The sequence below is a fragment of the Buchnera aphidicola (Pterocallis alni) genome, from assembly GCF_964059075.1.
Classification (GTDB): domain Bacteria; phylum Pseudomonadota; class Gammaproteobacteria; order Enterobacterales; family Enterobacteriaceae; genus Buchnera_L; species Buchnera_L aphidicola_AN.
The window spans coordinates 158,792-184,131 of the sequence record NZ_OZ060377.1 but is presented as its reverse complement, the minus strand read 5'-3'; the positions used below and the strand labels follow the sequence as shown (position 1 = coordinate 184,131).

Annotated in this window: 20 protein-coding genes; 9 read left to right on the top strand and 11 right to left on the bottom strand. The window is 23.7% G+C overall.

Going from position 1 to position 25,340, the window contains the following annotated elements; genetic code table 11:
• Nucleotides 1-4: 4 nt before the first annotated feature.
• The 7 genes from dnaE to rpsB form a co-directional block, all read right to left on the bottom strand.
• Nucleotides 5-3,499 carry a DNA polymerase III subunit alpha gene (gene dnaE, locus AB4W54_RS00810; protein WP_367674589.1) on the bottom strand — a complete coding sequence of 1,165 codons (3,495 nt, stop codon included), beginning with the start codon at nucleotides 3,497-3,499 and terminating at the stop codon, nucleotides 5-7.
• A gap of 74 nt (nucleotides 3,500-3,573) precedes the next feature.
• Entirely contained in the window at nucleotides 3,574-4,008 is a 435-nt protein-coding gene (gene fabZ, locus AB4W54_RS00805) for a 3-hydroxyacyl-ACP dehydratase FabZ (RefSeq protein WP_367674588.1), read from the bottom strand.
• 62 nt (nucleotides 4,009-4,070) lie between these two features.
• Complete coding sequence (bamA, locus tag AB4W54_RS00800; RefSeq protein ID WP_367674587.1) at nucleotides 4,071-6,455, bottom strand: outer membrane protein assembly factor BamA; 2,385 nt, start codon at nucleotides 6,453-6,455, stop codon at nucleotides 4,071-4,073.
• A gap of 102 nt (nucleotides 6,456-6,557) precedes the next feature.
• Complete coding sequence (gene frr / locus AB4W54_RS00795) at nucleotides 6,558-7,118, bottom strand: ribosome recycling factor (protein WP_367674586.1); 561 nt, start codon at nucleotides 7,116-7,118, stop codon at nucleotides 6,558-6,560.
• Between the two features lie 60 nt (nucleotides 7,119-7,178).
• Entirely contained in the window at nucleotides 7,179-7,895 is a 717-nt protein-coding gene (gene pyrH / locus AB4W54_RS00790) for a UMP kinase (RefSeq protein WP_367674585.1), read from the bottom strand.
• Between the two features lie 60 nt (nucleotides 7,896-7,955).
• On the bottom strand, nucleotides 7,956-8,753 hold the full coding sequence (tsf, locus tag AB4W54_RS00785) for a translation elongation factor Ts (RefSeq protein WP_367674584.1): 798 nt from the start codon (nucleotides 8,751-8,753) through the stop codon (nucleotides 7,956-7,958).
• Between the two features lie 81 nt (nucleotides 8,754-8,834).
• Nucleotides 8,835-9,542, bottom strand: a complete 708-nt coding sequence (gene rpsB / locus AB4W54_RS00780) for a 30S ribosomal protein S2 (RefSeq protein WP_367674583.1) — start codon at nucleotides 9,540-9,542, stop codon at nucleotides 8,835-8,837.
• Between the two features lie 180 nt (nucleotides 9,543-9,722).
• Between rpsB and map the strand changes: the two genes are divergently transcribed.
• From map to AB4W54_RS00735, 9 genes are all read left to right on the top strand, one after another.
• Nucleotides 9,723-10,511 carry a type I methionyl aminopeptidase gene (map, locus tag AB4W54_RS00775; RefSeq protein ID WP_367674619.1) on the top strand — a complete coding sequence of 263 codons (789 nt, stop codon included), beginning with the start codon at nucleotides 9,723-9,725 and terminating at the stop codon, nucleotides 10,509-10,511.
• A gap of 67 nt (nucleotides 10,512-10,578) precedes the next feature.
• A complete protein-coding gene (gene dapD / locus AB4W54_RS00770) occupies nucleotides 10,579-11,403 on the top strand; it encodes a 2,3,4,5-tetrahydropyridine-2,6-dicarboxylate N-succinyltransferase (RefSeq protein ID WP_367674582.1) in 825 nt (274 codons plus the stop codon).
• Between the two features lie 270 nt (nucleotides 11,404-11,673).
• On the top strand, nucleotides 11,674-13,386 hold the full coding sequence (ilvB, locus tag AB4W54_RS00765) for a biosynthetic-type acetolactate synthase large subunit (protein WP_367674581.1): 1,713 nt from the start codon (nucleotides 11,674-11,676) through the stop codon (nucleotides 13,384-13,386).
• A gap of 11 nt (nucleotides 13,387-13,397) precedes the next feature.
• Complete coding sequence (ilvN, locus tag AB4W54_RS00760) at nucleotides 13,398-13,877, top strand: acetolactate synthase small subunit (protein WP_367674580.1); 480 nt, start codon at nucleotides 13,398-13,400, stop codon at nucleotides 13,875-13,877.
• Between the two features lie 49 nt (nucleotides 13,878-13,926).
• A complete protein-coding gene (rsmH, locus tag AB4W54_RS00755; protein ID WP_367674579.1) occupies nucleotides 13,927-14,862 on the top strand; it encodes a 16S rRNA (cytosine(1402)-N(4))-methyltransferase RsmH in 936 nt (311 codons plus the stop codon).
• Between the two features lie 138 nt (nucleotides 14,863-15,000).
• Nucleotides 15,001-16,260: a cell division protein FtsA gene (ftsA, locus tag AB4W54_RS00750; RefSeq protein ID WP_367674578.1), complete on the top strand. Its 1,260-nt coding sequence runs from the start codon at nucleotides 15,001-15,003 to the stop codon at nucleotides 16,258-16,260.
• Between the two features lie 13 nt (nucleotides 16,261-16,273).
• Complete coding sequence (gene ftsZ, locus AB4W54_RS00745) at nucleotides 16,274-17,419, top strand: cell division protein FtsZ (RefSeq protein ID WP_367674577.1); 1,146 nt, start codon at nucleotides 16,274-16,276, stop codon at nucleotides 17,417-17,419.
• 48 nt (nucleotides 17,420-17,467) lie between these two features.
• On the top strand, nucleotides 17,468-17,809 hold the full coding sequence (gene erpA / locus AB4W54_RS00740; RefSeq protein WP_367674576.1) for an iron-sulfur cluster insertion protein ErpA: 342 nt from the start codon (nucleotides 17,468-17,470) through the stop codon (nucleotides 17,807-17,809).
• A gap of 17 nt (nucleotides 17,810-17,826) precedes the next feature.
• A complete protein-coding gene (locus AB4W54_RS00735) occupies nucleotides 17,827-18,534 on the top strand; it encodes a 5'-methylthioadenosine/adenosylhomocysteine nucleosidase (protein WP_367674575.1) in 708 nt (235 codons plus the stop codon).
• Between the two features lie 112 nt (nucleotides 18,535-18,646).
• Here the strand turns inward: AB4W54_RS00735 and lpdA are convergent, their stop codons facing one another.
• The 4 genes from lpdA to AB4W54_RS00715 all read right to left on the bottom strand — a co-directional run bounded on the left by lpdA (nucleotide 18,647) and on the right by AB4W54_RS00715 (nucleotide 25,251).
• Entirely contained in the window at nucleotides 18,647-20,074 is a 1,428-nt protein-coding gene (lpdA, locus tag AB4W54_RS00730) for a dihydrolipoyl dehydrogenase (RefSeq protein ID WP_367674574.1), read from the bottom strand.
• 116 nt (nucleotides 20,075-20,190) lie between these two features.
• A complete protein-coding gene (locus AB4W54_RS00725; protein WP_367674573.1) occupies nucleotides 20,191-21,396 on the bottom strand; it encodes a 2-oxo acid dehydrogenase subunit E2 in 1,206 nt (401 codons plus the stop codon).
• Nucleotides 21,397-21,412: 16 nt separating this feature from the next.
• A complete protein-coding gene (gene aceE / locus AB4W54_RS00720; RefSeq protein ID WP_367674618.1) occupies nucleotides 21,413-24,076 on the bottom strand; it encodes a pyruvate dehydrogenase (acetyl-transferring), homodimeric type in 2,664 nt (887 codons plus the stop codon).
• A gap of 128 nt (nucleotides 24,077-24,204) precedes the next feature.
• Nucleotides 24,205-25,251 carry a GMP reductase gene (locus AB4W54_RS00715; protein WP_367674617.1) on the bottom strand — a complete coding sequence of 349 codons (1,047 nt, stop codon included), beginning with the start codon at nucleotides 25,249-25,251 and terminating at the stop codon, nucleotides 24,205-24,207.
• Between the last annotated feature and the right edge of the window lie 89 nt (nucleotides 25,252-25,340).

Sequence of the window (25,340 nt, the reverse complement as noted above, 5' to 3'; positions counted from 1 at the left end):
GATTCTATTGAAAATATAAATATACAGATTTTTCACCTAATAATAATTTTAATTTATTAATTATCAAATCATTTAATTTAATATTCCATTTATTATTCATTTTAAAATTAAATATTTTATTATTACGTTTATATGAGATATAAATTGGAATAGTGCCACCTAAAAAAGGTTTAACCGATTTTTTAATATCATTTAATAAACCATTATAATTCATATTTTCTTGAATTAATAATATTACTTTTTTGACATATTTATTACGAGCCATATTCAAATCTATAATATCACTTGCAATAAATTTTAACTTTTTACTATAACCATGTGATATAAAATACCCTTGAATAATTAATATATTATCTTTAATTAAAATATTTCTACATTGATCAATAACTTTATTAAAAATTATTATTTCTATTTTTTCAGAACCATCCATTAATTCTAAAAAAACAATATTTTTATTATTTTTAGTAGATTTAAATCGAACATATGATGAAATGCCAAAAAATTTTATTAATTTCATTTTTTTATAATGATAAATATTTTTTATCCTTATATTATTAGTATAAAAATTTAATTCATCTATATATTCTTCTAAAGGATTACCAGTTAAATAAAAACCTAACACATCTTTTTCATAATCTAATTGATTTTTTTTTGTAAAATGAGAAAATGTTATTTTATTCTCTATTTTTTGTAATATTTTTTTTTCATAAATTAAAGGAGAAAATAACTCTAATTGATTTGAATCCTTATAATTATTATATTGATTCGATAATTTTATTAATGTAGGTATTAAATGTATTAATACCGATCTAGTTTTTTGAAATACATCAAAAGAACCAGAAAAAATTAATTTTTCTAAAACACGTTTATTAATACATTTACTATTTACTAAAATACAAAAATCAAATATACTATTAAAAATATGTACTTTCTTTCTAGCATCTAAAATAGTTTGCACAACCGATTTACCTACTCCTTTAATAGCACCTAAACCATATACTATGTCACCATATTGATTAACAGTAAAAAAATACTTACCAATATTAATATTAGGATGAATAATTTTTAATTGCATCCTAAAACATTCTTGTATTAAAATTTTAATTTTATCAGTATTATCAATATCAGCATTCATTACAGAAACCATAAATTCAGATGGATAGTTAGATTTTAACCATAACGTTTGATATGAAATTAATGCATAAGCAGCAGAATGTGATTTATTAAATCCATATCCTGAAAATTTTTCTAATAAATCAAATATTTTACTTGATAATTTATAAGATATTCCTTTTTTTTTTGCAGAATTTTGAAAAAAATTACGTTGCTTTAACATTTCTTCTGTATTTTTTTTTGACATAGCTCTTTGTAAAATATCTGCTTTAGATAAACTATAGCCCGACAATACTTGTGCAATTTGCATTACTTGTTCTTGATACAATATAATTCCATATGTTGATTGCAATATTGGTTTTAAACTATCATGTTGCCATTTGTAATCTGGATAACAAATTGGTTCTTTCCCTTTTTTTCTATTAATAAAATTATCTACCATTCCTGATTGTAATGGTCCTGGTCTAAATAAAGCAATTAAAGAAATAATATCTTCAAAAGAATCTGGTTGTAATTTTAATATTAAATCTCTCATTCCATACGATTCTAATTGGAAAACTCCAATAGTTTCTGCTTGTTTTAATAACATAAAACTTTTTTTATCATCTAACTTAATAGAATCTAAATTAATTTCCTGTTTATTATTTTTTTTTAAACATTTATTAATAGCTATAAAAGAAGCATTAATAATAGTTAAAGTTCGTAAACCAAGAAAATCAAATTTCAATAATCCTATATAATTTATGCTATATTTATCAAATTGAGTAATAAAAATACCATTATCATCTTGCTCTATAGGAGTAAAATGAGTTAAAATATTTGGAGCAATTACAATTCCTCCAGCATGCTTCCCAGTATTTCTAATCACCCCTTCTAATTTTTTAGATATATCAATTAATCTTCTTACCTCGCTGTCATTATTATATAATTTAATCAAAGCAAATTTTTCAGATAAAGATTTTTCTAAAGTAATACCAATATCTAATGGTATTAATTGAGAAATTTTATTAACAAAACCATAAGGATATCCTAGTACTCTCCCAACATCTCTAATTACTGCTCTAGCAGTCATAGTTCCAAAAGTCATAATTTGAGCCACTTTCTTTTTACCATAAAAATTAATAACGTGTTCAATAACTAAATCCCTTTTTTCCATACAAAAATCAATATCAAAATCAGGCATAGATGATCTTTTAGGATTTAAAAATCTCTCAAATAATAAATCAAACAACAAAGGATCTAATTCAGTAATTTTTAAAAAAAAAGCGACTAAAGAACCTGCTCCTGATCCTCTACCTGGACCAACAGGTATGTTATTATCTTTAGCCCATTGTATAAACTCCATAACAATTAAAAAATATCCAGCAAAATTCATTTTGTTAATAATATTTAACTCAATTAATAATCTATTTTGGTATTTAAAAAAAACACTATTTCTTTTTTTTTTATTTGAATATAATAATTTTAATTTTTCTCGCATTCCGTGAATACTTTTTTGTACTAAAAGGTTCTTTACATTTACAAATTTTGTAGGAAATGAAGGAATAAAATAATTTCCTGAAGGAATAACGACATTACAACGTTTAGCAATTTCCACACTATTTTTTAAAGACTCAGGAATATCTGAAAATAAAGACAACATTTGTTGTTCACTTTTCATATATTGTTCTGTGCTATAATGATCATCTGACTTATATGAATGTAATGTTACACCTTGATTAATACACACTCGAATTTTATGAGCATAAAAATCATTTTTATTTATAAAACATACATTATTAGTAGCAACAATGGGAATATGATGTAATATAGATAATTTTATAACATATTGTATATATTTTTCTTCGTATATTTTATTATTTCTATGAATTTCAAAATAATATTCTCTAGGAAAATACTTTTTATAAAAACCAATCACATTTTCTATCGTTTTATAATTTTTACTTATAATACATTTTCCTATTTCACCAAGACAACCTGCAGATAAAATAATTAAACCTTCTCGATATCTCATTAACCATTCCTGGCTAATTATGATATCCTCTTTATATTTAGAAAATTTATATTTTGTATTGTGTGCTTGTGAAATTAATAAAATAATATTTTTATATCCAATATAATTAGAAGCTAAAATATTTATATCGCTTAATTCTCCAATATTAAATTTAGAAAATAATTTAAATTTCACTCCAAAAATTGGTTTAATTCCATATTTCATAGCAGACTTATAAAATTTTACTATACCATAAAAATTTCCATAATCAGTAATTCCTAGTGCTGGCATAGATAAAATATTTGCTTGTTTAACTAATATACTGGGTTTATTTAATCCACTATTAATAGAAAAATCACTTTGTACACATAAATGAATAAATTTTGGTTTCATAATTTTAATTTATACTTATATTAAATATTATCTTAATATAGAGAAATATCTTAATATAATACTCCGTACAAAAATTAATGAACATAAAAAATATATTTACAAACAATATTACTAGTACAAACAATTGTATTATCTAATAATATGCTACCACATAATAAAAACGTATTTTTACGTATATTAATAATTTGTACTTCAATAATTAACGTATCACCAGGAACAATAAATTTCTTAAATATTGTATTATTAATATTTGTAATACAATAAAAACCCTCTTTATAAAACAAATTTGATTGAATTATTGACAACAAAATAATTCCAGATTGCACTATAGATTCTAATATTAATACAGCTGGAAATATATGAAATTTTGGAAAATGTCCTTGTAACCAAGGATCATTTATAGTAATATTTTTTATTGATCTAATAAATCTTTTATTTTCATAATTTAATATTCTATCAATTAATATAAATGGAAACCTATGTGGAATTAATTGTAAAATATGTTTCATATTAAAATCTAAAATATATTTTTTCAATGCATATAAACCTATGTATTAATTTAATATTTATATTACCAATTTTGATTCATATGAAATTGTAGGGGTTCTAAACAATCTTGTGAAGGATACAAAATAGGATAAGAATAAGACATACCAAGTAATCCAATTGGAGAAAGATATTTTATATCAATACCTGTAGAAAAATATATATTTTTAGGTAATGGATCATTTTCTAATTTATTATCCACAATATTAATCAAATGTTTCCAATTTGTATTCCATATATTACCACAATCCATAAATAAAGAAGTCCTAAAATTATCATTATATTTTGTATGAAAAAATATATTAGGTATAATTAAATCTAATTTACTAATAATGAAACTATTTTTACCTACTATTTTAGTACTATTATGATTATTAACGTGACTATCTTTCCCTTGTTTGTTATTTATATCTGAAGTACTTTTTTCAATATTATTTATTAAAAATCCTCTCATACTATTTTGATCATTTATATAAAACAATTCATCTTTTGGTAAACTATTTTGATCAAATCTAAAACCCAATCCCGCATACAATCTACTATGTAATATAAAATTTATTTTTTTACATATTGGTGCATATTGTTCAATATATATTGACTCTTTATGAAAATTATCATATATATTCGGGAATGATATTTTCCCATTAAAAGATATTTTTTTCCCACATGTAGGAAAAAGAATACCAGGGATACTATTATAATTCCAATTATAATTGACTATTATATTAGATTTAAATATATGATTTATAATCGTATTATTAAAATGACTTGAAAACCATTTAAACGTATGATATGTATAAACTACATTGTTATATTGTGAAATGTTATTTTGTACATATTCTATTCCAAACATACTATTTTGTTTATCCGAGATCAAAAAATGTAAATATGCCTGAGCTTTAACAGAGGACTTGTGCTGTAATGAATATATTATATTACCTGTAAAATTCATATTATTAACAATATAAGGACATGTTAATTCTAGACTTATATCCTGTGTATTTTTGTTACCAATAAAATGCACTTGAGATGTTATACCAAAACCCATCCAATTTTTATGTATAACAGTACAATCAATATGAAAACCATCAGAAAAATTATATTTCACATTATAATTAATAGTATTTAACTTATTTTCGTTCATATAATATATTACATCAACTTTATTATCACTATTTTTAGACTTTATTAATGCATATGAAATATCTTGTAAATAATTTATATTTTGCAAATTTTCTTGATCTTTTTTAATCAAATTTAAATCAACATATGAACCAACAGATATATTTTTAATAATATTATATAAAGTAAAATTTTTTGTAATATTATTTCCTTGAAATTTGATTGTATTAATAATAAATCTTTTACCAAAATGTATATCAAAATCTAAATAAACATGTTTACTTTTTTTATCAAACACAGGAATAACAAAAATTTTAAATTTTAAAAATCCTAAATTATAAAATATATTATTCAATTTATTTTTTATGTTTGTTATTTCATTAAAATTATATACTTTTCCATAATATAATCCTGCGAAATTATCATGAAAAACTGGCATGTAATTTAATAAATGACCTTTTAATCGTAAGAATGATATATTATATTGATTACCTTCATCAATATTAATTCGTATTACAAAATTATTTTCTTTTTTATATAATATAAATTTTATACTCTTAATATAAAAATCAACATACCCGTTTTTATAATAAAAATTTTTTAAATTATTTATATCTGCTCTTAACATACTAATATCATATTTTGGATTAATCACTAAAACTTTTTTCGCATTCTTAGTTCGAAAAGAAAAAAAAGACATAATTTTTTTATCATCTAATACTTTATTTCCTGATACAATAATGTCTTTTAAAAATTTATATTTTCCTTCTGTAATATTAATTTCTAAACTAATAAAATGTTTGTTCAATATACGATAATTTATATTCACATGTGTATTATATAAACCAATATCATTATATTTTTTTTGTATGGTTTTTTTTAATAAGTTTAATAATTTAATATTTAAAAAATGATTTTTTTTAATACCAATAGAATTTAATAAATCGTAAATAATTGCACTATTAATTTCCTTATTACCCGATAGATGTATATTAGAAAGTATATTATTTATTTTAAATTGAATAAAAATACGATTTTTTACTTTTACAATTCGAATATCATCCACAGTACCAGTTTTAAATAATTTAGAAAAATTTTTCTTAATATTATCAAGGTAATAAAATTGATTATGTTTAATATTTAAAGATTTATACATTATATAATGTGAAAATTTATTTAATCCATCAAATTCGATTTTATTAAAATCTTGATTTATATCGGCGCAACCGATGATACTATATGACAAGAAAAAAAACAAAGTCATTAAATGTATTATAAATATTTTCACAAATATCTCTTATTAAAATTTCACATTTAATATATTATATTAATAATACATATTTATATGAAATATAATTATAATGTTATGAATATATTTTATATATTAAAATTAAAAATGCATAATTTCATTTTCTTTTTGCATAAATAAATCATCAATTTGTTTAATATATGAATTAGTTAAGACCTGTATTTTGGAAATCAAAGAATACTTAGAATCAATATTAAATATTTTTTTTTTAATATTTTTCTTAACTGTATCATTGATATCTCTTCTAATATTACGTATTTGAATCTTTGATTTTTCAGATTCAATACGTACTAATTTAGATAAATTTATTCTTCTTTCTTCAGTTAAAGAAGGTATATGTAATCTAATAATATTACCATCTACTACAGGAGAAATTTCTAATTTAGATTCAGAAATTTTTTTTTCTATTATATTTACTATATTTTTGTCAAAAACATTAATTTTAATAATATTTGAATTTTCAATAGTAATATTAGCAATTTGATTTAAACAAGTCTTAGTACCATAATATTCTATTACAATATTATCTAACATATTAGTAGAAGCTACACCTGTACGAAAACTATTAATTGTTTTTTGAAATATATGAAAACATTTTTTCATACGCGTTTCAGCATCTTTTATCAGATTTTGATCTATCATACTCGTCCTATTATATATTTTTACATTACAATACTTTCTATAATCACACATTAAATAAAATTAATCACCGTTAATTATTGTTCCTTCTTTTTCCCCTGATAATATTTTAATTAATGCATGATGATTATTAAGATTAAAAATACAAATTGGTAATTTATAATTTCTAGCTAGTACAAAGGCAGTTAAATCCATTACATTATATTCATTATTTAAAACATCAGAGTAATTTAACTTACTATACAATGTAACATTTTTACAATTCTTGGGATCTTGAGAATATACTCCATTTACCTTCGTACCTTTTAAAATAATTTCTGATTCAGTCTCTATCGCTCTTAAACATGCAGCAGAATCAGTAGTAAAACAAGGAACCCCAATACCTCCACAAAATATTACTACTACAGATTTAGATAATAAATGTTTTGCTTCTTCTACATTATATTTGTTGCAAACAGAATCAACATATAATGAAGACACTAAACATACTGGTATATTAAACTTTTGAAATATATCTTTTAAAAATAATCCATTAATAATAGTAGATAAGATACCAATATAATCAGAAGTAATATTATGTACACCTAATTTCGATAAATCAGCACCTCTAAATAAATTTCCTCCACCAACTACGATACTAATTTCAACACCTATTTTGATTAAAAAATATATATCTTGTACTAAACTCTGAATGATATTTTTTTTAAATATAGATTTATGACCTTCGTTAAAAATTTCACCACTAATTTTTAATAACACACGTTTATATATTAATTTCATTTTATTAAGAAAATTATTATTATACAATATAAATAATATAATATATTTTAATAAATATTTTTAAAATATTTCTCCACATTCAAAACGAATAAATTCAAAAATAATAATACTATTTTTCATAATTAAATCTTTTACTAAAATATCTGCAGACATAACTAAATTTTGCTCTAATAAACATAAACTCTTAATAAATTTATCCATTTTACCATTTACAATTTTTTTTGCAATAAACTGTTTTTTACCATTATTGATAGCAATATCAAATTGTATTTTTCTTTCATCTTCTAATATATCAATCGGAATCTCTTCTTTACTCAAATATATAGGATTATTTGCAGCTATATGCATAGCAATATTTTTTATCAAATCATAATTTGTAGAATTTGTACGAATTAAAACACCAATTTTATTTCTATGCAAATAGCATAAAATATTTTCTCCTTTTATAATATAAATACGTCTAATTATAATGTTTTCACCAAATACAGAAACCAATTTTACTCTTTTTTCTTCACATAATAATTTTAAAGATTGTAAATTTTTAATATTATTTGTAAAACATATATTTAATATATATTTAGCAAAATTAATAAAATCAATATGTTGCGCAACAAAATCAGTTTCACAATTTAATTCCAACATATAACCAACATCTTTATTTATTAAAATATCAATTATACCTTTTAAAGCAATATTATTATTTTTTTTTTCAGCTTTAATCAATCCATTTTTTTTTAAAAAAATCATTGCTTCATTAATATTTCCTCCAGAATTAATTAAAGCATTTCTACAATCTATAATTCCACCACCTGATTTTAAACGTAATTCTTTAATTAGACTAGAATCAATCTTCACCATAAGTATTATCCTATAATATAAATAAACTATAAAATATAAATAATATAATAATTTTATAGTATGAAAATGATACAAGTAAAATTATAATTTTTGTATACTATTAATAGTATTAATATTACTTGTAGAAATAAAACTAACAACTGTATTTAAATAAAAATCTATAGATCTTATAGCATCATCATTGCCTGGTATAATAAAATCTACACCATCAGGATTTGAATTAGTATCTACTACAGAAAAAACTGAAATACATAAATTATTTGCTTCTTTAATAGCAATTCGTTCGTGCTCAGCATCAATAACAAAAATAGCATCAGGTAACCCATTCATATCTTTAATTCCACCTAAACTATTTTCTAATTTTAATTTTTCTTTTTCTTTCATTAAAGCTTCTTTTTTTGTCAATTTTAATAACAAACCATCTTGTATTTGTATTTCTAAATTTTTTAATCTATTAATAGATTGACTAACAGTTTTCCAATTTGTTAACATACCACCCAACCATCTATGATTTACATAAAATTGATTACATGCTTTTGCTGCTTTACTAATACTAACTTTTGCAGACTTTTTAGTACCTATAAATAATATCTTTCCTTTTTTTAAATAAATCCTTTTTAACTCTAATAATGCATGATGAAACATTTCAACAGTTTGTTCTAAATTAATAATATGCACCTTATTTCTAGCACCAAAAATAAAAGGTTTCATTTTAGGATTCCAAAAACGTGTTTGATGCCCAAAATGTATACCAGCCTTAATCATATCATGCATAGACAATGTATTCAAAATTATTACCCCTTTGTTTTAATAAAATAAAATCATATTTATTTAATACCATATTCATATTATAAAAATTAAAATTCATCAATTATATTTTATATAAATGATATATTATTATCAACACTATAATTAAAATTATTAATTTCTTAATAACATGTCCTTGATGATGTATAAAATATGAAAAATATGAATATTTATATTAATACCAAATATGATATTAAAAAAATGAAAATTGCTTCGTATATAGCAAAATCAGTATTAGAAATGATTAAACCATATGTTGTACCAAATATAACAACACAAGAATTAAATGATATATGTCATGAATATATTATAAATAAACATAATGCACTACCAGCATGTCTAGGATACCATGGATTTCCAAAATCTACATGTATTTCTGTTAATGAAATAATTTGTCATGGTATACCCAATAAAAAAAAAAAATTACAAAATGGAGATATTGTAAATATTGATATTACCATAGTAAAAGATAAATATTATGCTGATACTTCTAAAATGTTTATAGTTGGACAACCTAGTACATTAGCTAAAAAATTATGCAAAGTAGCAAAAAAAAGTTTATATATTACCTTTCCAATTATAAAACCAGGAATGTTGTTAAATAAAATTGGAAGAACAATACAAAAATATATTAATAAAACACCATTTTCTATCGTAGAAGAATATTGCGGGCATGGTATTGGTAAAAACATGCATGAAATACCATATATATTACACTATAACAATAATAAAAAAATAATATTACAAGAAGGAATGATTTTTACTATTGAACCAATTATTAATGCTGGTACTAAAAATGTAATATCTATGGAAGACGGATGGTCAGTCAGAACACAAGATTATAATTTATCTGCTCAATATGAACATACTATTTTAGTAAATAAAAAAGGATGTGAAATACTAACAAAAAGAACAGAAGAAAAAATTCAAAACATATATGTCAATAATTAAAATGTATACAATATAACATAATTGATATTATGTTCAATAAAAAATTTATTATAAAAGTTGATTATTTATGGAAAATATAAAAAATATTATTAATCAAACATTTAAAAAAATAGAAACAGTAAATTATAACAACATAGATATTAATAGTTTTCATGCTATTAATAACACAATTAATTTAATAGACCAAGGAGTATTAAAAATATCAGAAAAAAGAAATGGTATATGGATTACACATCAATGGATAAAAAAAGCAATATTACTATACTTTAAAATACAAAAAAATCAATTAATCAATACATCAAACAATATTTATTATGATAAAATACCATTAAAATATGAAAATATCACACAAGAAGAATTAAAAAAAAAAAATATTAGAATAGTACCTCCCGCATCAATTAGAAAAGGATCATTTATAGGTAATAATACTATCTTAATGCCTTGCTTTATAAATATTGGAGCATATGTAAATCAAGGTACTATGATTGATACTTGGTCTACTGTTGGATCTTGTGCTTATATTGGTAAAAATGTACATTTATCAGGTGGAGTAGGCATAGGTGGTGTATTAGAACCAATACAACAAAACCCAACTATTATTGAAGATAATTGTTTTATTGGAGCTAGATCAGAAATTGTAGAAGGAGTAATAGTAGAAGAAGGATCGGTGATTTCTATGGGGGTATATATTGGACAAAGTACTAAAATATATAATAGAATAACAAAAGAAATCACTTATGGGAAAATACCAGCAGGGTCTGTAGTAGTTCCTGGAACACTACCATCAACAGATAAAAAATACAACTTATATTGTGCAATTATAGTCAAAACTGTGGATCATAAAACATTAAAAAAAATAGAAATAAATCAATTATTAAGAAATATAACCTAATTTATTTTATCAAGCATTCAGATCCAAGATATACCGGATCTGAAACAATATCATATAAAAATATTACAACAAAAATAAAGTAACATATTATATTAAAATATTTTTTTATTTAATTAAGTTATTTCAATATTACATGAAGTAATATTTATCAATATATTATCATTTTTCTTCAAAATAGAAATAATATTTTGATATATAACATCCATAATATAATTTTACTATATATTACAATGTATTTATTATTTATATTATACAATATAAGGAACAAAAATGGAATTATTATCAGGATCAGAAATGATCATTCGTACTTTAATTCACGAAGAGGTAAAATATATATTTGGTTATCCAGGAGGAGCAATATTAGATATTTATGATGCTTTAAAAAAAAATCCAAAAATAACACACATATTAGTTAGACATGAACAAGCTGCTACACATATGGCGGATGGATATTCTAGAGCTACTGGTAAAACTGGTGTTGTATTAGTTACTTCCGGTCCAGGAGCAACAAATGCTATTACTGGAATAGCAACAGCGTATATGGATTCTATTCCTATGATTGTTATTTCTGGTCAAGTAGACTCTTCTTTAATTGGATATGATGCATTTCAAGAATGTGATATGTTAGGTATATCTAGACCTATTGTAAAACATAGTTTTCTAATCAAACAAGTAGAAGATATTCCAATAATTATTAAAAAATCATTTTTAATTGCATCAACTGGAAGACCAGGTCCTGTAGTAATCGATATACCAAAAAATCTACTACAAAATAAAAACAAAAAAAAATATATCTATCCTAAAAATATTTACATTAGATCATATCACCCAATACAAAAAACTCATCATGGACAAATTAAAAAAATACTAAATAAATTATTAGAATCTCAAAAACCAATTATTTATACAGGTGGAGGTATAATTTCTTCTAATGGAACGAAAGAATTAATAAAATTATCAGAAATACTAAATATACCAGTCTCTACTTCTTTAATGGCTTTGGGTGCATTTCCAGGAAATCATCATAATAATCTTGGCATGTTAGGTATGCATGGTACATACGAATCAAATACAGCAATTCATAATGCAGATATTATTTTAGCTATTGGAGTGCGATTTGACGATCGTACTACTAATAACTTAGAAAAATATTGTCCTAATGCACAGATTATACACATAGATATTGATCCTACATCCATTTCAAAAACTGTAATATCAGATATTCCAGTAGTAGGGGATGCTAAAATAATTTTAAAAAATATTTTACAAAGAATCAATAAAAAAAAAATCATTCATAATAAAAATAGATTTCAAGAATGGTGGACCAACATTAATACATGGAAAAAGAAATATAGTTTACGATACAATGCATATAGTAAAAAAATTAAACCACAACATGTAATAAAAACATTATGGGATTTAACAAAAGGTGAATCATATATCACATCAGACGTTGGACAACATCAAATGTTTACCGCTTTATACTATTCTTTTCCAAAACCAAGAAGATGGATAAACTCTGGAGGTTTAGGTACAATGGGTTTTGGTTTACCTGCAGCGTTAGGAGTAAAATTAGCATTTCCTAATAAAACAGTTATTTGTATTACCGGTGATGGAAGTATTCAAATGAACATACAAGAATTATCTACAGCATTACAATATAAATTACCTATTTTGATTATTAACTTAAACAATAGCGCATTAGGAATGGTCAAACAATGGCAAGATATAATATATTATGGAAGACATTCTCATTCATATATGAAATCTTTACCAAATTTTAAAAAACTTGCGGAATCATACGGACATATCGGTATTTCTATTGTACATAGTAATGAATTAAAAAAAAAATTAAAAATAGCATTACAAAAAACATTACTAGGGTATCTAGTATTTATTGACATTAAAGTTGATCATACTGAACACGTATATCCTATGCAAATAAAAGGTGGAGCAATGAACGAAATGATATTAAGAAAATAAAAGGAAAATTTATGAAAAGTATGTTACTAATATTATTAGAGAACGAACCTGGAGCTTTATCAAGAGTAGTAGGGTTATTTTCACAAAGAGGATATAACATAGAAAGTATTTCTGTTTCTCCTACAGAAGATATTACTCTTTCCAGTGTAATTATCAAAACTACAGGAGATAAAAAAATTATTGAACAAATTGAAAAACAATTACATAAATTAATTAACGTAATTAAAATACAAAAAATAAAAAAAACAAAATATATAGAATGTGAGATTGCATTAATTAAAATTAATAGTACAGGATATGAGATCAATCAATTGCAATTCATATTAAAAACATTTAAAAGTAGCATTGTTCATATGACATCTAGCGTATATATTATCCAAATACATGGTTCTAGCAATAAAATAAATCATTTTTTACATATTATTAAAAAATTTTCTGATATTAGGCAAATCATTAGATCAGGAGTAATCGCTATGAATAAAAATATATAATACAAAAAAAATACTTTCCTTTCAATATTATTTAAGATATAAATACAATATGCATAATCAACTTCATCAAACAATTCTATTAGAAGAATCCATACAATCATTAAACATTAAAAAAAATGGCATATATATAGACTGCACATTTGGATATGGAGGGCATTCACATAAAATTTTAGACAAATTAGGAAAAAAAGGAAAATTATATGCTATAGATCAAGACCCATGTTCTGTAAAAATAGCAAAAAAAATAGTAGATTGTAGATTCACAATAATACATGAAAATTTTTCAAACATTGATACTATATGTAAAACATATAATATAAAAAAAAAAATAGATGGTATAATTGTTGATTTAGGTGTTTCAACAATGCAATTAATGTCTAAACATAGAGGTTTTTCTTTTAATGTCAATGGACCATTAGATATGCGTATGAATCCACAAAAAGGTATATCAGCTACTGAATGGATTAAAAAATCAAATACAAAAACTATTTATAATGTATTAAAATACTTTGGAGAAGAAAAATTTGCAAAAAAAATTGCATTATCTATAACAAAACAAAAATCTATTAAACCAATTACTACAACTCAAGAATTAGCACAAATTATTTACAAAAATACAACACAAAAAAAACAATCTAAAAATCCAGCAACTAAAAGTTTCCAAGCTATTAGAATATTTATTAACCAAGAATTACATGCAATTACAATGTTTTTAAAAAAAATACTTAAAATTTTAAATAATAAAAGTAGAATATCAATAATTAGCTTTCACTCTCTTGAAGATAGAATAATAAAAAATTTTATGAATCAATACAGTAAAAAACCTATTATTCCAACAGGAATACCAATATCAGAAAAAAAAATACACAAAATGTATAAAAAAAAATTAAAAATTTTTAATAAAATTAAACCCCAATATCAAGAAATTCAAAAAAATCCTAAATCCAGAAGCGCAATCCTCAGAACTGCAGAATTTCAAAAATAAAAATAATTAAATAATAGTAAATAATATATAAAATGAAATGATCAAATTATTAATTTATTTTAAAAATATGAATGTATATACATTATCCTTCATACAATTTTTGTTCAATGCTATATAATAAGCATAGGTTACAAAATAATGATCAAAGAAAAAAGTAAACAATGGATTGTCGGGTTAGAAATAGGAACAACAAAAATAGTTACATTAGTTGGAGAAATACTCATAGATGGAACTATTAATATTGTTGGAATAGGTCAATGCCTATCTAAAGGAATAGATATTGGTCATATTAATAACTTACAAAACATTGTTTCCTGTATAAAAAAAACTATATACGAAGCAGAAATAATATCAAAATATAAAATTTCTTCTATATATTTATCTATTTCTAATAAATATATAAAATGTAAAAACGAAATTGGACTTATTCCTATAAAAAAACAAGAAGTGACGAAACAAGATATAAAAAATGCTATATATATCGCACAATGCATTAAACTAAATAGTGATTATAAAATACTGCATACTATTCCCAAAGAATACTCTATAGATAAAGATATTGGTATAAAAAACCCAATTGGATTATCTGGAGTAAGAATGGAAGCACAAGTACATTTGATCACCTATAAAAAAAACATACAAAAAAATATTTCTAAAGCACTTAAATTATGTAAATTAAAAATAAAAAAAAAAATATTTTCTGGTTTAGCTTCTAGTGAAGCTGTATTAACACTTGAAGAAAAAAAATCAGGTGTATGTATGATTGATATTGGTGGAGGTAGTATAGAAATTGTAATATATATTAATGGCGATATTCAACATAGTCAAGTTATTCCATATGCAGGAAATATTATAACTCATGATATAGCATATATATTTAATATTTCTTTTCAAAAAGCAGAAAAAATAAAAATACAATATGGATTTAAAAAACTATCTTCTTTAACTGCAGAAGAACTAATTGAAATATCCAGTATTTATGGTATTAAAACAAAAACTATTCAAACACATCTTCTCATGCAAGTTATAGAATCACGATACCTGGAATTATTAAACATAATTAATAATATTATCATTGATACACAAGAAAAATTATACTGCTCAGGAAAACCATATTTTATAAAATCTGGTTTAGTATTTACTGGTGGTAGTGTACAAACTAAATCATTGTATTATTTTTCTAAAAAAGTGTTCAATTTACCCATCCGTATAGGCAAACCAATTAATATTAACACATATAATAAACATATCATTAACCCAAGTTATGCTACAGTAATAGGGTTATTAAAATATGGTAAACAATTTAATAATAAAAAAAAAAATATTAATAAAAAAAATAAATTTCAAAAATGGTTCAATATTTTTAAAAATTTTTTTATAAAAAATAAAAAATATTAATATAGGAAATATTATGTTCGAATCAATAGAATTAAGTAACGATGCAGTAATTAAAGTATTAGGAATTGGAGGAGGTGGAGGTAATGCTGTTGAACACATGGTTAAAGAAAAAATTGAAGGTGTAGAATTTTTCGCAATTAACACAGATGCACAAGCATTAAAAAAAATTGAAGTCGAACAAACAATACAAATTGGTAATAATATTACCAAAGGTTTAGGAGCAGGATCTAATCCAGATATTGGTAAACATGCAGCAGAAGAAGATAGAGAAGCAATTCATGCAGCATTAGAAGGTTCAGATATGGTATTCATAGCAGCAGGTATGGGAGGAGGTACGGGGACAGGAGCAGCTCCAGTGGTAGCATCGATAGCTAAAGAAATTGGAATTTTAACTGTTGCTGTGATTACTAAACCTTTTATTTTTGAAGGTAAAAAAAGAATGATTTTTGCAGAACAAGGAATATTAGAATTATCAAAATATGTAGATTCATTAATTATTATTCCTAATGACAAATTATTAAAAGTACTTAATAGAGGTATATCTTTATTAGACGCATTTAGTGCAGCAAATAACGTATTAAGAGGTGCGGTACAAGGTATAGCTGAACTAATTACTAAACCAGGATTAATGAATGTTGATTTTGCAGATGTTAGAACAGTTATGTCTGAAATGGGATATGCTATGATGGGTACTGGGGTATCTTCTGGAGAAAATAGATCAGAAGAAGCAACAGAAATGGCTATATCTAGTCCACTATTAGAAGATATTGATTTATCTGGAGCAAAAGGTGTACTGGTTAATATTACCGCAGGAGTAGATTTAAGATTAGATGAGTTTGAGACAGTAGGTAATACCGTACGTTCTTTTTCTTCTGATAACGCAACAGTCGTTATAGGAACTTCATTAGATCCAGATATGAATGACAATTTAAGAGTCACAGTGGTAGCTACTGGAATTGGTACAGAAAATAACAAAAAAAATTCTAATTTACAAAAAAACAATCCAACTAATAAAGAAAAAATTTCAGATTATAGATACCAAAATTTTAATTCATATATCAGAAAGACAAATAGTAATATCATAAATAAAAAACCTATAGAAATCAGAAAAATGCAACCTAATTATATGGATATACCAACATTTTTAAGAAAAAAATAATTTTTACAATAATGAAATATACGAAAATTTTAAATAAATAATAAAAATATGAACAACCACAATCAATTTAATATAAAAATTACAAAATCAGCAAATGATAAAATTAATCAATTAATAAACACAGGGAAAAATAAAAATTTAAAATTTCGTATTTATATTATAGGAGGAGGGTGTAATGGGTTCCAATACAAATTTAAAATGGATAAAAAAATTAATATAAATGATGTTATTATAAAAAAAAACCATATTATAGTTGTTGATTCTATTAGTTTACAATATATTAATGGAGGAATACTTGATTATCAAGAAACTTTCTTAGGATCAAAATTTATAGTATCTAATCCAAACGCAAATACTACTTGTAGTTGCGGTTCTTCATTTAGTATATAAAATAAAAAAAATATATCATGAAAATAGGAATGATTATAGCAATACCAGAAGAAGTAAATATATTAAATAAAAAATTATCTATGTATAAAACAAATCATATAAATTCTATTACTGGGATAAACATACATATATATAAATTGTATTATACTACAATTTTTTTAATACAATCAGGGATTGGAAAAATATCTAGTAGTATTGCATGTTACATATTAATTAACAAATATAAAGTTAAATTTATCATTAATATAGGATCTGCTGGTTCAGTTAATAATAACATAAAAATACTAGATATTATCCTAGCAACAGATCTTATATACCACGATGTTAATTTAACAAATTGGGGTTATGCGATTGGTCAAATACCACAATTACCAAAATCATTTCATACAAACTATATTTTAAGAAACAATGTAAAAAATATATTTAATCAATATAACATAAAATATCACGAAGGTCTAATCATTAGCGGTGATTCTTTTGTAAAAAATAAAAAACATATTATACAATCTTTTCCATATGCATTATCTGTAGATATGGAATCGGCTTCTATTGGACAAGTATGTTTTCAATTAAAAAAACCAATTTTAATTATTAAAATAATATCTGATCTTTGTAATAATAATTCATTAAAAATGTTTAAACAACATATTAATAAAATATCATATAAAATATATAAAATAATTAAATATTTTATTAATATATCGTATCATGAAAAAATTTACTGAAATAATTATTTTATATTAATATATTACTTTATAAAATAAAGTAATATATAATATTAATAATAATATTCATCTAAAATCTTGTATTATATAAATAATATTTTATTATTATCATTTAATTTAATAATTTAGATTTTAAATTAATTAAATCAGTTATACTACCTTCGAAAATTTGCGCAGATAATCCAATAGATTCACATAAAGTAGGGTGAGGATGTATAGTTAATGATATATCCTCAATATCACAACCCATCTCCATAGCAAGAGTAATTTCTGATAATAATTCACCTGCATTTCTACCTACTATTACCCCCCCCAATATTTTTTTACTATCTTTATTAATAATTAATTTTGTTACACCATTCGAACAATTAGAAACAACTGCTCGACCAGATGCTAACCATGGAAAAGAAGCAACTTCATAATTTATATTCTTAGAAATAGCATCAGATTCACTCATACCAACCCAAGCTATTTCAGGATCAGTATAAGAAACAGATGGGATAGCTATCGGTTCAAAATAATGTTTGTATCCTGCAATTACTTCTGCAGCAATATGACCTTGATGAATACCCTTGTGTGCTAACATAGGAGGGCCAACGATATCTCCTATCGCATAAATATTAGGAATATTTGTACATAATTGATCATTAACTGATATAAAACCATGTTCATCAATTTTTACTCCTATTGATTCTAATTTTAATTCCTGTATATTAGGTGTTCTTCCAACTGCAACTAATACAGCATCATACAATATACTTTTCTGATTATTATTATTATTATTTACAGTAACTAAAATTTTATTATCCTGAATAGTAATATCTTCAATTTTTGTTTCTAATAAAATATTAAAATATTTTTTTACAGAATTTGTAAAAACTTGTATAATATCTCTATCTAATATAGGTAAAACTTGATTACATCTATCAATCACATCAACAATACAACCTATAGAACTGTAAAAAGTAGCCATTTCTAACCCAATAATACCAGAACCAATAATTAATAACCTTTTTGGAAGACTATTTAATGATAAAGCTTGATTCGAATTCCATATATATTTTTTATCAATATTAATATTAGGTAACTGAATCGGTTTAGAACCAGTAGCAATTATAACATTTTCAAAATGTATATTAATAACTTCTTTTTCATTAACTACTTGTACTACATTAGCATTTACAAAAGAACCAAATCCATGCAAAACATCTACTTTCCTGCTTTTTGCCATGCTACGAATACCAGAAGATAAATTTTTAATAATTGTATTTTTATGCTCTTTAATCTGATTTAAATTGATAATAGGAGGTGAAAAAAATACACCTTGTTTAGAAATTTCTTGCACCTCTCTTATAACTCTTGATAAATGTAACAATAATTTAGAAGGTATACAACCGACATTTAAACATACACCCCCTAAATCATGATGTTTTTCTACTAATATAGTTTTTAAACCTAAATCAGAACTTCTAAACGCTGCAGAATATCCAGCGGGACCAGATCCAATAACCAATACTTGAGTATTAATATCTCTCATCATATTTAGACCTTAATAAATTTTTTTTAAAATACATATATTTCATAACTAATAAATAATAAATCAGAATATTAATATATATTATCATACATAATAAAAATATAATTCTGTAAATAATTTTATATTAATAACATTTTAATATCACTAAGCATGGTATTAATTAAAGAAATAAATCTAGCACCATCAGCCCCATCAATAATTCGATGATCATAAGATAACGATATAGGTAAAATTAATCTTGGAATAAATTTTTCCCCATTCCATACAGGTTTATAAAAAGATTTTGAAACTCCTAAAATAGCCGCTTCAGAAGCATTAATAATAGGGGTAAAATAAGTTCCGCCAATCCCACCTAAATTAGAAATAGTGAAACAACCACCTTGTACATCTGAAAGAGATAATTTTTTTTCTCTTGCCTGTTTCGATTTTTCAAATATTTCAATAGAAATTTCTGACAAACTTTTTTTTGGTATATTTTTAATAACAGGTACAATTAAACCATATGTAGTATCTACTGCAAAACCAATATTAATATATTTTTTTAACAATATTTCCTTTTGGTCTGTAGAAATTGCACTATTAAAATATGGAAATTTTTTTAAACTATTACAAACTACTTTTATGATAAATGACAAGATAGTTAATTTACTTTCTTGTGAAATTACACAATTTTTATTATATTTTTGACGAAATTGTTCTAAATCTGTTATATCTACTTCATCAAATTGTGTAACATGCGGAATAGTAGACCAATTTTTACATAACACATTACCAGTCATAATTTTAACTTTATTTAATTTAATTACCTCACATGATCCAAAAATATCCTTGTATTCATTAGTAATATCATTTTTTTTATCTTCTATTATTTCTTTTTTTTTCTTATTATTTTGTTGTGTATATAAATCAAGGTCTTGTTTAACAATTCTATTTTTTTTACCTGAACCAGTTATATTATGTAAATTAATACCCAATATTCTAGATAATCTTCTTACTAATGGTGAAGCATGAATAGTATCTAACATAGTATCATTCACACTTTGTAACTCTGTTTTTTTTTGTTTTATTGGTACACTGTTTGTATTAATATTATTTTTGCTATCTATGATCATAATAATAGAATTTGTTTTTACAAAATCTGAAACGTGTATTTTAATCTCTTTAATTACACCACTATTGGGAGATGGAATTTCCATGGAAGTTTTTTCACCTTCCACAATAATTAAAGTACTATCTTTTTCCACGTAATCATTTACATGTACCAAAATTTCTACTACTTCTACTTCATCAAGCCCAATATCTGGAACCCTAATTTCTATATCCAAATGACTTAACCCTCCATTAAACTAAACGTGGATTTACTTTTTTAATATTAATATTAAATTTCAATATTGCATCATATACTACTTGTTTATCTATTATACAACACTTAGATAATTCAGTTAAAGCAGCAATAACAATATAATATGCATCAACTTCAAAATAACTTCTTAAATTTTTTCTACTATCTGAACGACCAAAACCATCAGTACCTAATACTCTATAAGTTATAGCAGGTATGTAATTTCTAACTTGATCAGCAAATAATTTCATATAATCTGTTGCTGCTACAGCAGGAGCTTTATTCATAACTTGAGCGATATAAGGTATTTTTGGTTTTTCTGTTGGATGCAACATATTCCAACGATCACAATCTTGCCCATTTCTTGCTAATTCAGTAAATGATGTAACACTATAAATATCTGAACTAATCGAATAATCATCACACAATATTTTTGCTGCTTCATTTACACTACATAAAATAGATCCAGAACCCATTAATTGTACTTTACCTACTGTTCCATCTAAACTATTTAATTTATAAATTCCTTTAATAATACCTTCTTTAAAATCAATATTAAAATCAGGAACATAATAACTTTCATTCATAGTAGTAATATAATAATATACATTATCTTGATGTATACCATACATTCTATCTAACCCATGTTGTATAATTACTATTAATTCATAAGAATAGGCTGGATCATAAGAAATACAATTTGGAACAGTAAGAAAATGAATATGACTATGTCCATCTTCGTGCTGTAAACCTTCCCCGTTTAATGTTGTTCTTCCCGAAGTTGCTCCAATTAAAAAACCACGCGCTTGTTGATCACCAGCAGCCCAGCATAAATCACCTATTCTTTGAAAACCAAACATAGAATAATAAATATAAAATGGAATCATAGGATAATTCAAATTACTATAAGAAGTTCCAGCAGACAACCATGATGAAACAGCACCTAATTCGCTAATACCTTCTTGTAATATTTGACCACTCTTATGTTCTTTATAATATAAAAATTGATTTTTATCTTGGGGAACATATTTTTGCCCATTGGAATTATAAATACCAATTTTTCTAAATAAACCTTCTATGCCAAATGTACGTGCTTCATCTGCGATAATAGGTACAATTCTATTTTTGATACCGGGGAAATTCAATAATATATTTAATATCCGAACAAAAATCATTGTAGTAGAACTGTTTTTCTTTTGTTTGATTAAAATAGATTGAAAATCTTCTAATTTAGGTAATGTTAAAATTTCTGTAAATTTAGATAAACGATGAGGAATATAACCACCTAAATCTGTTCTTTTCTTATGTAAATACTGATATTCAACAGAATCTTTTGCAAAAGTAATATACGGTAATGCAGGAATATCTTGATCTTTAATAGGTAAATGAAAACGATGACAAAAATATTTTAAATGTTTAATGCTCATATTTTTTACTTGATGAGCAATATTTTTCCCTTCAGCCAGATCACCTAAACCATAACCTTTAATAGTATGAAATAAAATAACAACAGGTTTATTTTTTGATGATTGTGCTTTTTTAAAAGCAGAAAATATTTTTTTCGGATCGTGGCCTCCTCTATTTAATAACCATATTTCTTCATCAGACATATCTTCAACCAATTTTTTGGTTTCTGAATATTTTCCAAAAAAATGTTTTCTAACATATGCTCCATCTTTTGATTTAAAATTTTGATAATCTCCATCTACAGTTTCATTCATCAATTGAATTAATTTACCACTTTTATCTTTTTTTAATAAAACATCCCACCTATCCCCCCAAATAACTTTAATTACTTTCCAACCAGCACCATAAAAAAAACTTTCTAATTCGTTAATAATTTTCCCATTACCAATCACTGGACCATCTAATCTTTGTAAATTACAATTAATCACATAAATTAAATTATTTAACTGATCTCGAGAAGCAATAGTAATAGCACCTTTAGATTCTGGTTCATCCATTTCACCATCTCCTAAAAATGCATAAATTTTAATTGCATTTGTCTTTTTTAAAGATCTATTTTCAAGATATTTTAAAAATTTTGCTTGATAAATAGCATTAATAGGACTTAAACCCATCGAAACAGTAGGAAATTGCCAAAAATTAGGCATCAACCTAGGATGAGGATAAGAAGGTAAACCCTTCCCAGAAACTTCTTGTCTAAAATTATTTAATTCTTTTTCACTTAATCTGCCTTCTAAAAAAGCTCTAGAATAAATTCCTGGAGAAATATGTCCTTGAAAATAAATAAAATCACCATGTAATAATTTATTTGAAGCTCTAAAAAAATGATTAAAACAAACTTCGTATATAGTAGCAGCAGATTGAAAAGAAGATAAATGCCCACCTAAATCTAATTTCTTTTTATAAGCTCTCAATACCATAATTATTGCATTCCAACGTACCGCTGCACAAATTCTTTTCTCTATTTTTAAATTACCAGGATATTTTAACTCATTTTTTACAGAAATAGTATTAATATAATCTGTATTTAATGATTTATTTTTATAATGTATGCCATGATCTGCCATTTTTTCTATAACTTTAGAGATAATAAATTTAGCACGATGTGTTCCTTCTCTTTTAATTACAGATTCAATAGATTCTATCCATTCTAATGTTTCAATGGAATCAATATCTTTATTGCAATAATCTCGCACGCATGAATTCCCTAAAAATGACATTAAATGTATATAATTTTTTTATTATACTATTAATATTTATTTTAAATCAATAATATTCATAAAAAATAATATTATAATAAAATTATAAAATACATTGATAATGTTTAGTTAATGTGATTAAAAATTTTGTTTTCTTGTTCTAATACTTTAATAAATGTAGTATTTTTTGTTAATTGATGAATATTTTTTGCCCCTACATATGTACAAGCAGAACGCAAACCACCTAATATATCTAAAATAGTATTCTTAACTGAACCTTTTAATAATAATTTAACCAATTTCCCTTCTTCAGATTTATAATCTGCCAATCCACCTATATGTAAATCCATAGCATACTTGGAACTCATACCATAAAATACCACAAATTTTTTATTTTTTTCTTTTATAATCGTACCTTCACATTCATTATGTCCTGCTAACATACCACCTAACATAACAAAATCAGCACCAGCTCCAAAAGCTTTAGCTATATCACCTGAATTAATACAACCTCCGTCACTAATAATTTTACCATTTAAACTATGTGCAACATCTGCACATTCAATAATAGCAGATAATTGTGGATATCCAACACCAGTTTTAATTCTAGTGGTACATACAGAACCAGGACCGATACCTACTTTCACAATATCTGCTCCAGCAATCATTAATTCTTCTACCATATCTCCAGTTACTACATTTCCTGCACAAATAATTTTATCAGGAAAGGTATCACGTATACGTTTTAAAAATATAATTAAATTTTTAGAATAACCATTAGCTACATCAATACAAATATATTTTAATAATGGGGATAACAAAAAAATTTTTTTTAATTTAAAATAATCTAAATCAGAAATTCCTGTTGTTACTATAATATAATTTAACACATCTGAAGATAAAATGCTAATAAACTTTTCCCATTCTTGAATACTATAATATTTATGTATTGCAGTTAACAAACGTAATTTAGATAATACTATAGCTGTACTAAAAGTACCTACAGTATCCATATTAGAAGCCATAATAGGGATACCAGACCAAGACAAACGAGAATATCTAAAATTAAAATTTCGTACTAATTCTACTTCTGCACGACTCTTTAATATAGATCTCTTAGGTTTAATTAAAACATCTTTAAAACCTAATTTAATATTTTCTTCAATACGCATCATTTTATTCCACATATACAATGTTTCTATTATAAATCATTTCCAAAATTAATATATAAAATAAATACAAAATATATTTTCAACTGAAT

Bases quoted from the DNA above. Each gene is read 5' to 3' on its own strand.
- dnaE (WP_367674589.1), bottom strand. From the start codon at position 3,499: ATGAAACCAAAATTTATTCATTTATGTGTACAAAGTGATTTTTCTATT.
- fabZ (WP_367674588.1), bottom strand. From the start codon at position 4,008: ATGAAACATATTTTACAATTAATTCCACATAGGTTTCCATTTATATTA.
- frr (WP_367674586.1), bottom strand. From the start codon at position 7,118: ATGATAGATCAAAATCTGATAAAAGATGCTGAAACGCGTATGAAAAAA.
- pyrH (WP_367674585.1), bottom strand. From the start codon at position 7,895: ATGAAATTAATATATAAACGTGTGTTATTAAAAATTAGTGGTGAAATT.
- tsf (WP_367674584.1), bottom strand. From the start codon at position 8,753: ATGGTGAAGATTGATTCTAGTCTAATTAAAGAATTACGTTTAAAATCA.
- map (WP_367674619.1), top strand. From the start codon at position 9,723: ATGAATATTTATATTAATACCAAATATGATATTAAAAAAATGAAAATT.
- dapD (WP_367674582.1), top strand. From the start codon at position 10,579: ATGGAAAATATAAAAAATATTATTAATCAAACATTTAAAAAAATAGAA.
- ilvB (WP_367674581.1), top strand. From the start codon at position 11,674: ATGGAATTATTATCAGGATCAGAAATGATCATTCGTACTTTAATTCAC.
- ilvN (WP_367674580.1), top strand. From the start codon at position 13,398: ATGAAAAGTATGTTACTAATATTATTAGAGAACGAACCTGGAGCTTTA.
- rsmH (WP_367674579.1), top strand. From the start codon at position 13,927: ATGCATAATCAACTTCATCAAACAATTCTATTAGAAGAATCCATACAA.
- ftsA (WP_367674578.1), top strand. From the start codon at position 15,001: ATGATCAAAGAAAAAAGTAAACAATGGATTGTCGGGTTAGAAATAGGA.
- ftsZ (WP_367674577.1), top strand. From the start codon at position 16,274: ATGTTCGAATCAATAGAATTAAGTAACGATGCAGTAATTAAAGTATTA.
- erpA (WP_367674576.1), top strand. From the start codon at position 17,468: ATGAACAACCACAATCAATTTAATATAAAAATTACAAAATCAGCAAAT.
- AB4W54_RS00735 (WP_367674575.1), top strand. From the start codon at position 17,827: ATGAAAATAGGAATGATTATAGCAATACCAGAAGAAGTAAATATATTA.
- lpdA (WP_367674574.1), bottom strand. From the start codon at position 20,074: ATGATGAGAGATATTAATACTCAAGTATTGGTTATTGGATCTGGTCCC.
- AB4W54_RS00715 (WP_367674617.1), bottom strand. From the start codon at position 25,251: ATGCGTATTGAAGAAAATATTAAATTAGGTTTTAAAGATGTTTTAATT.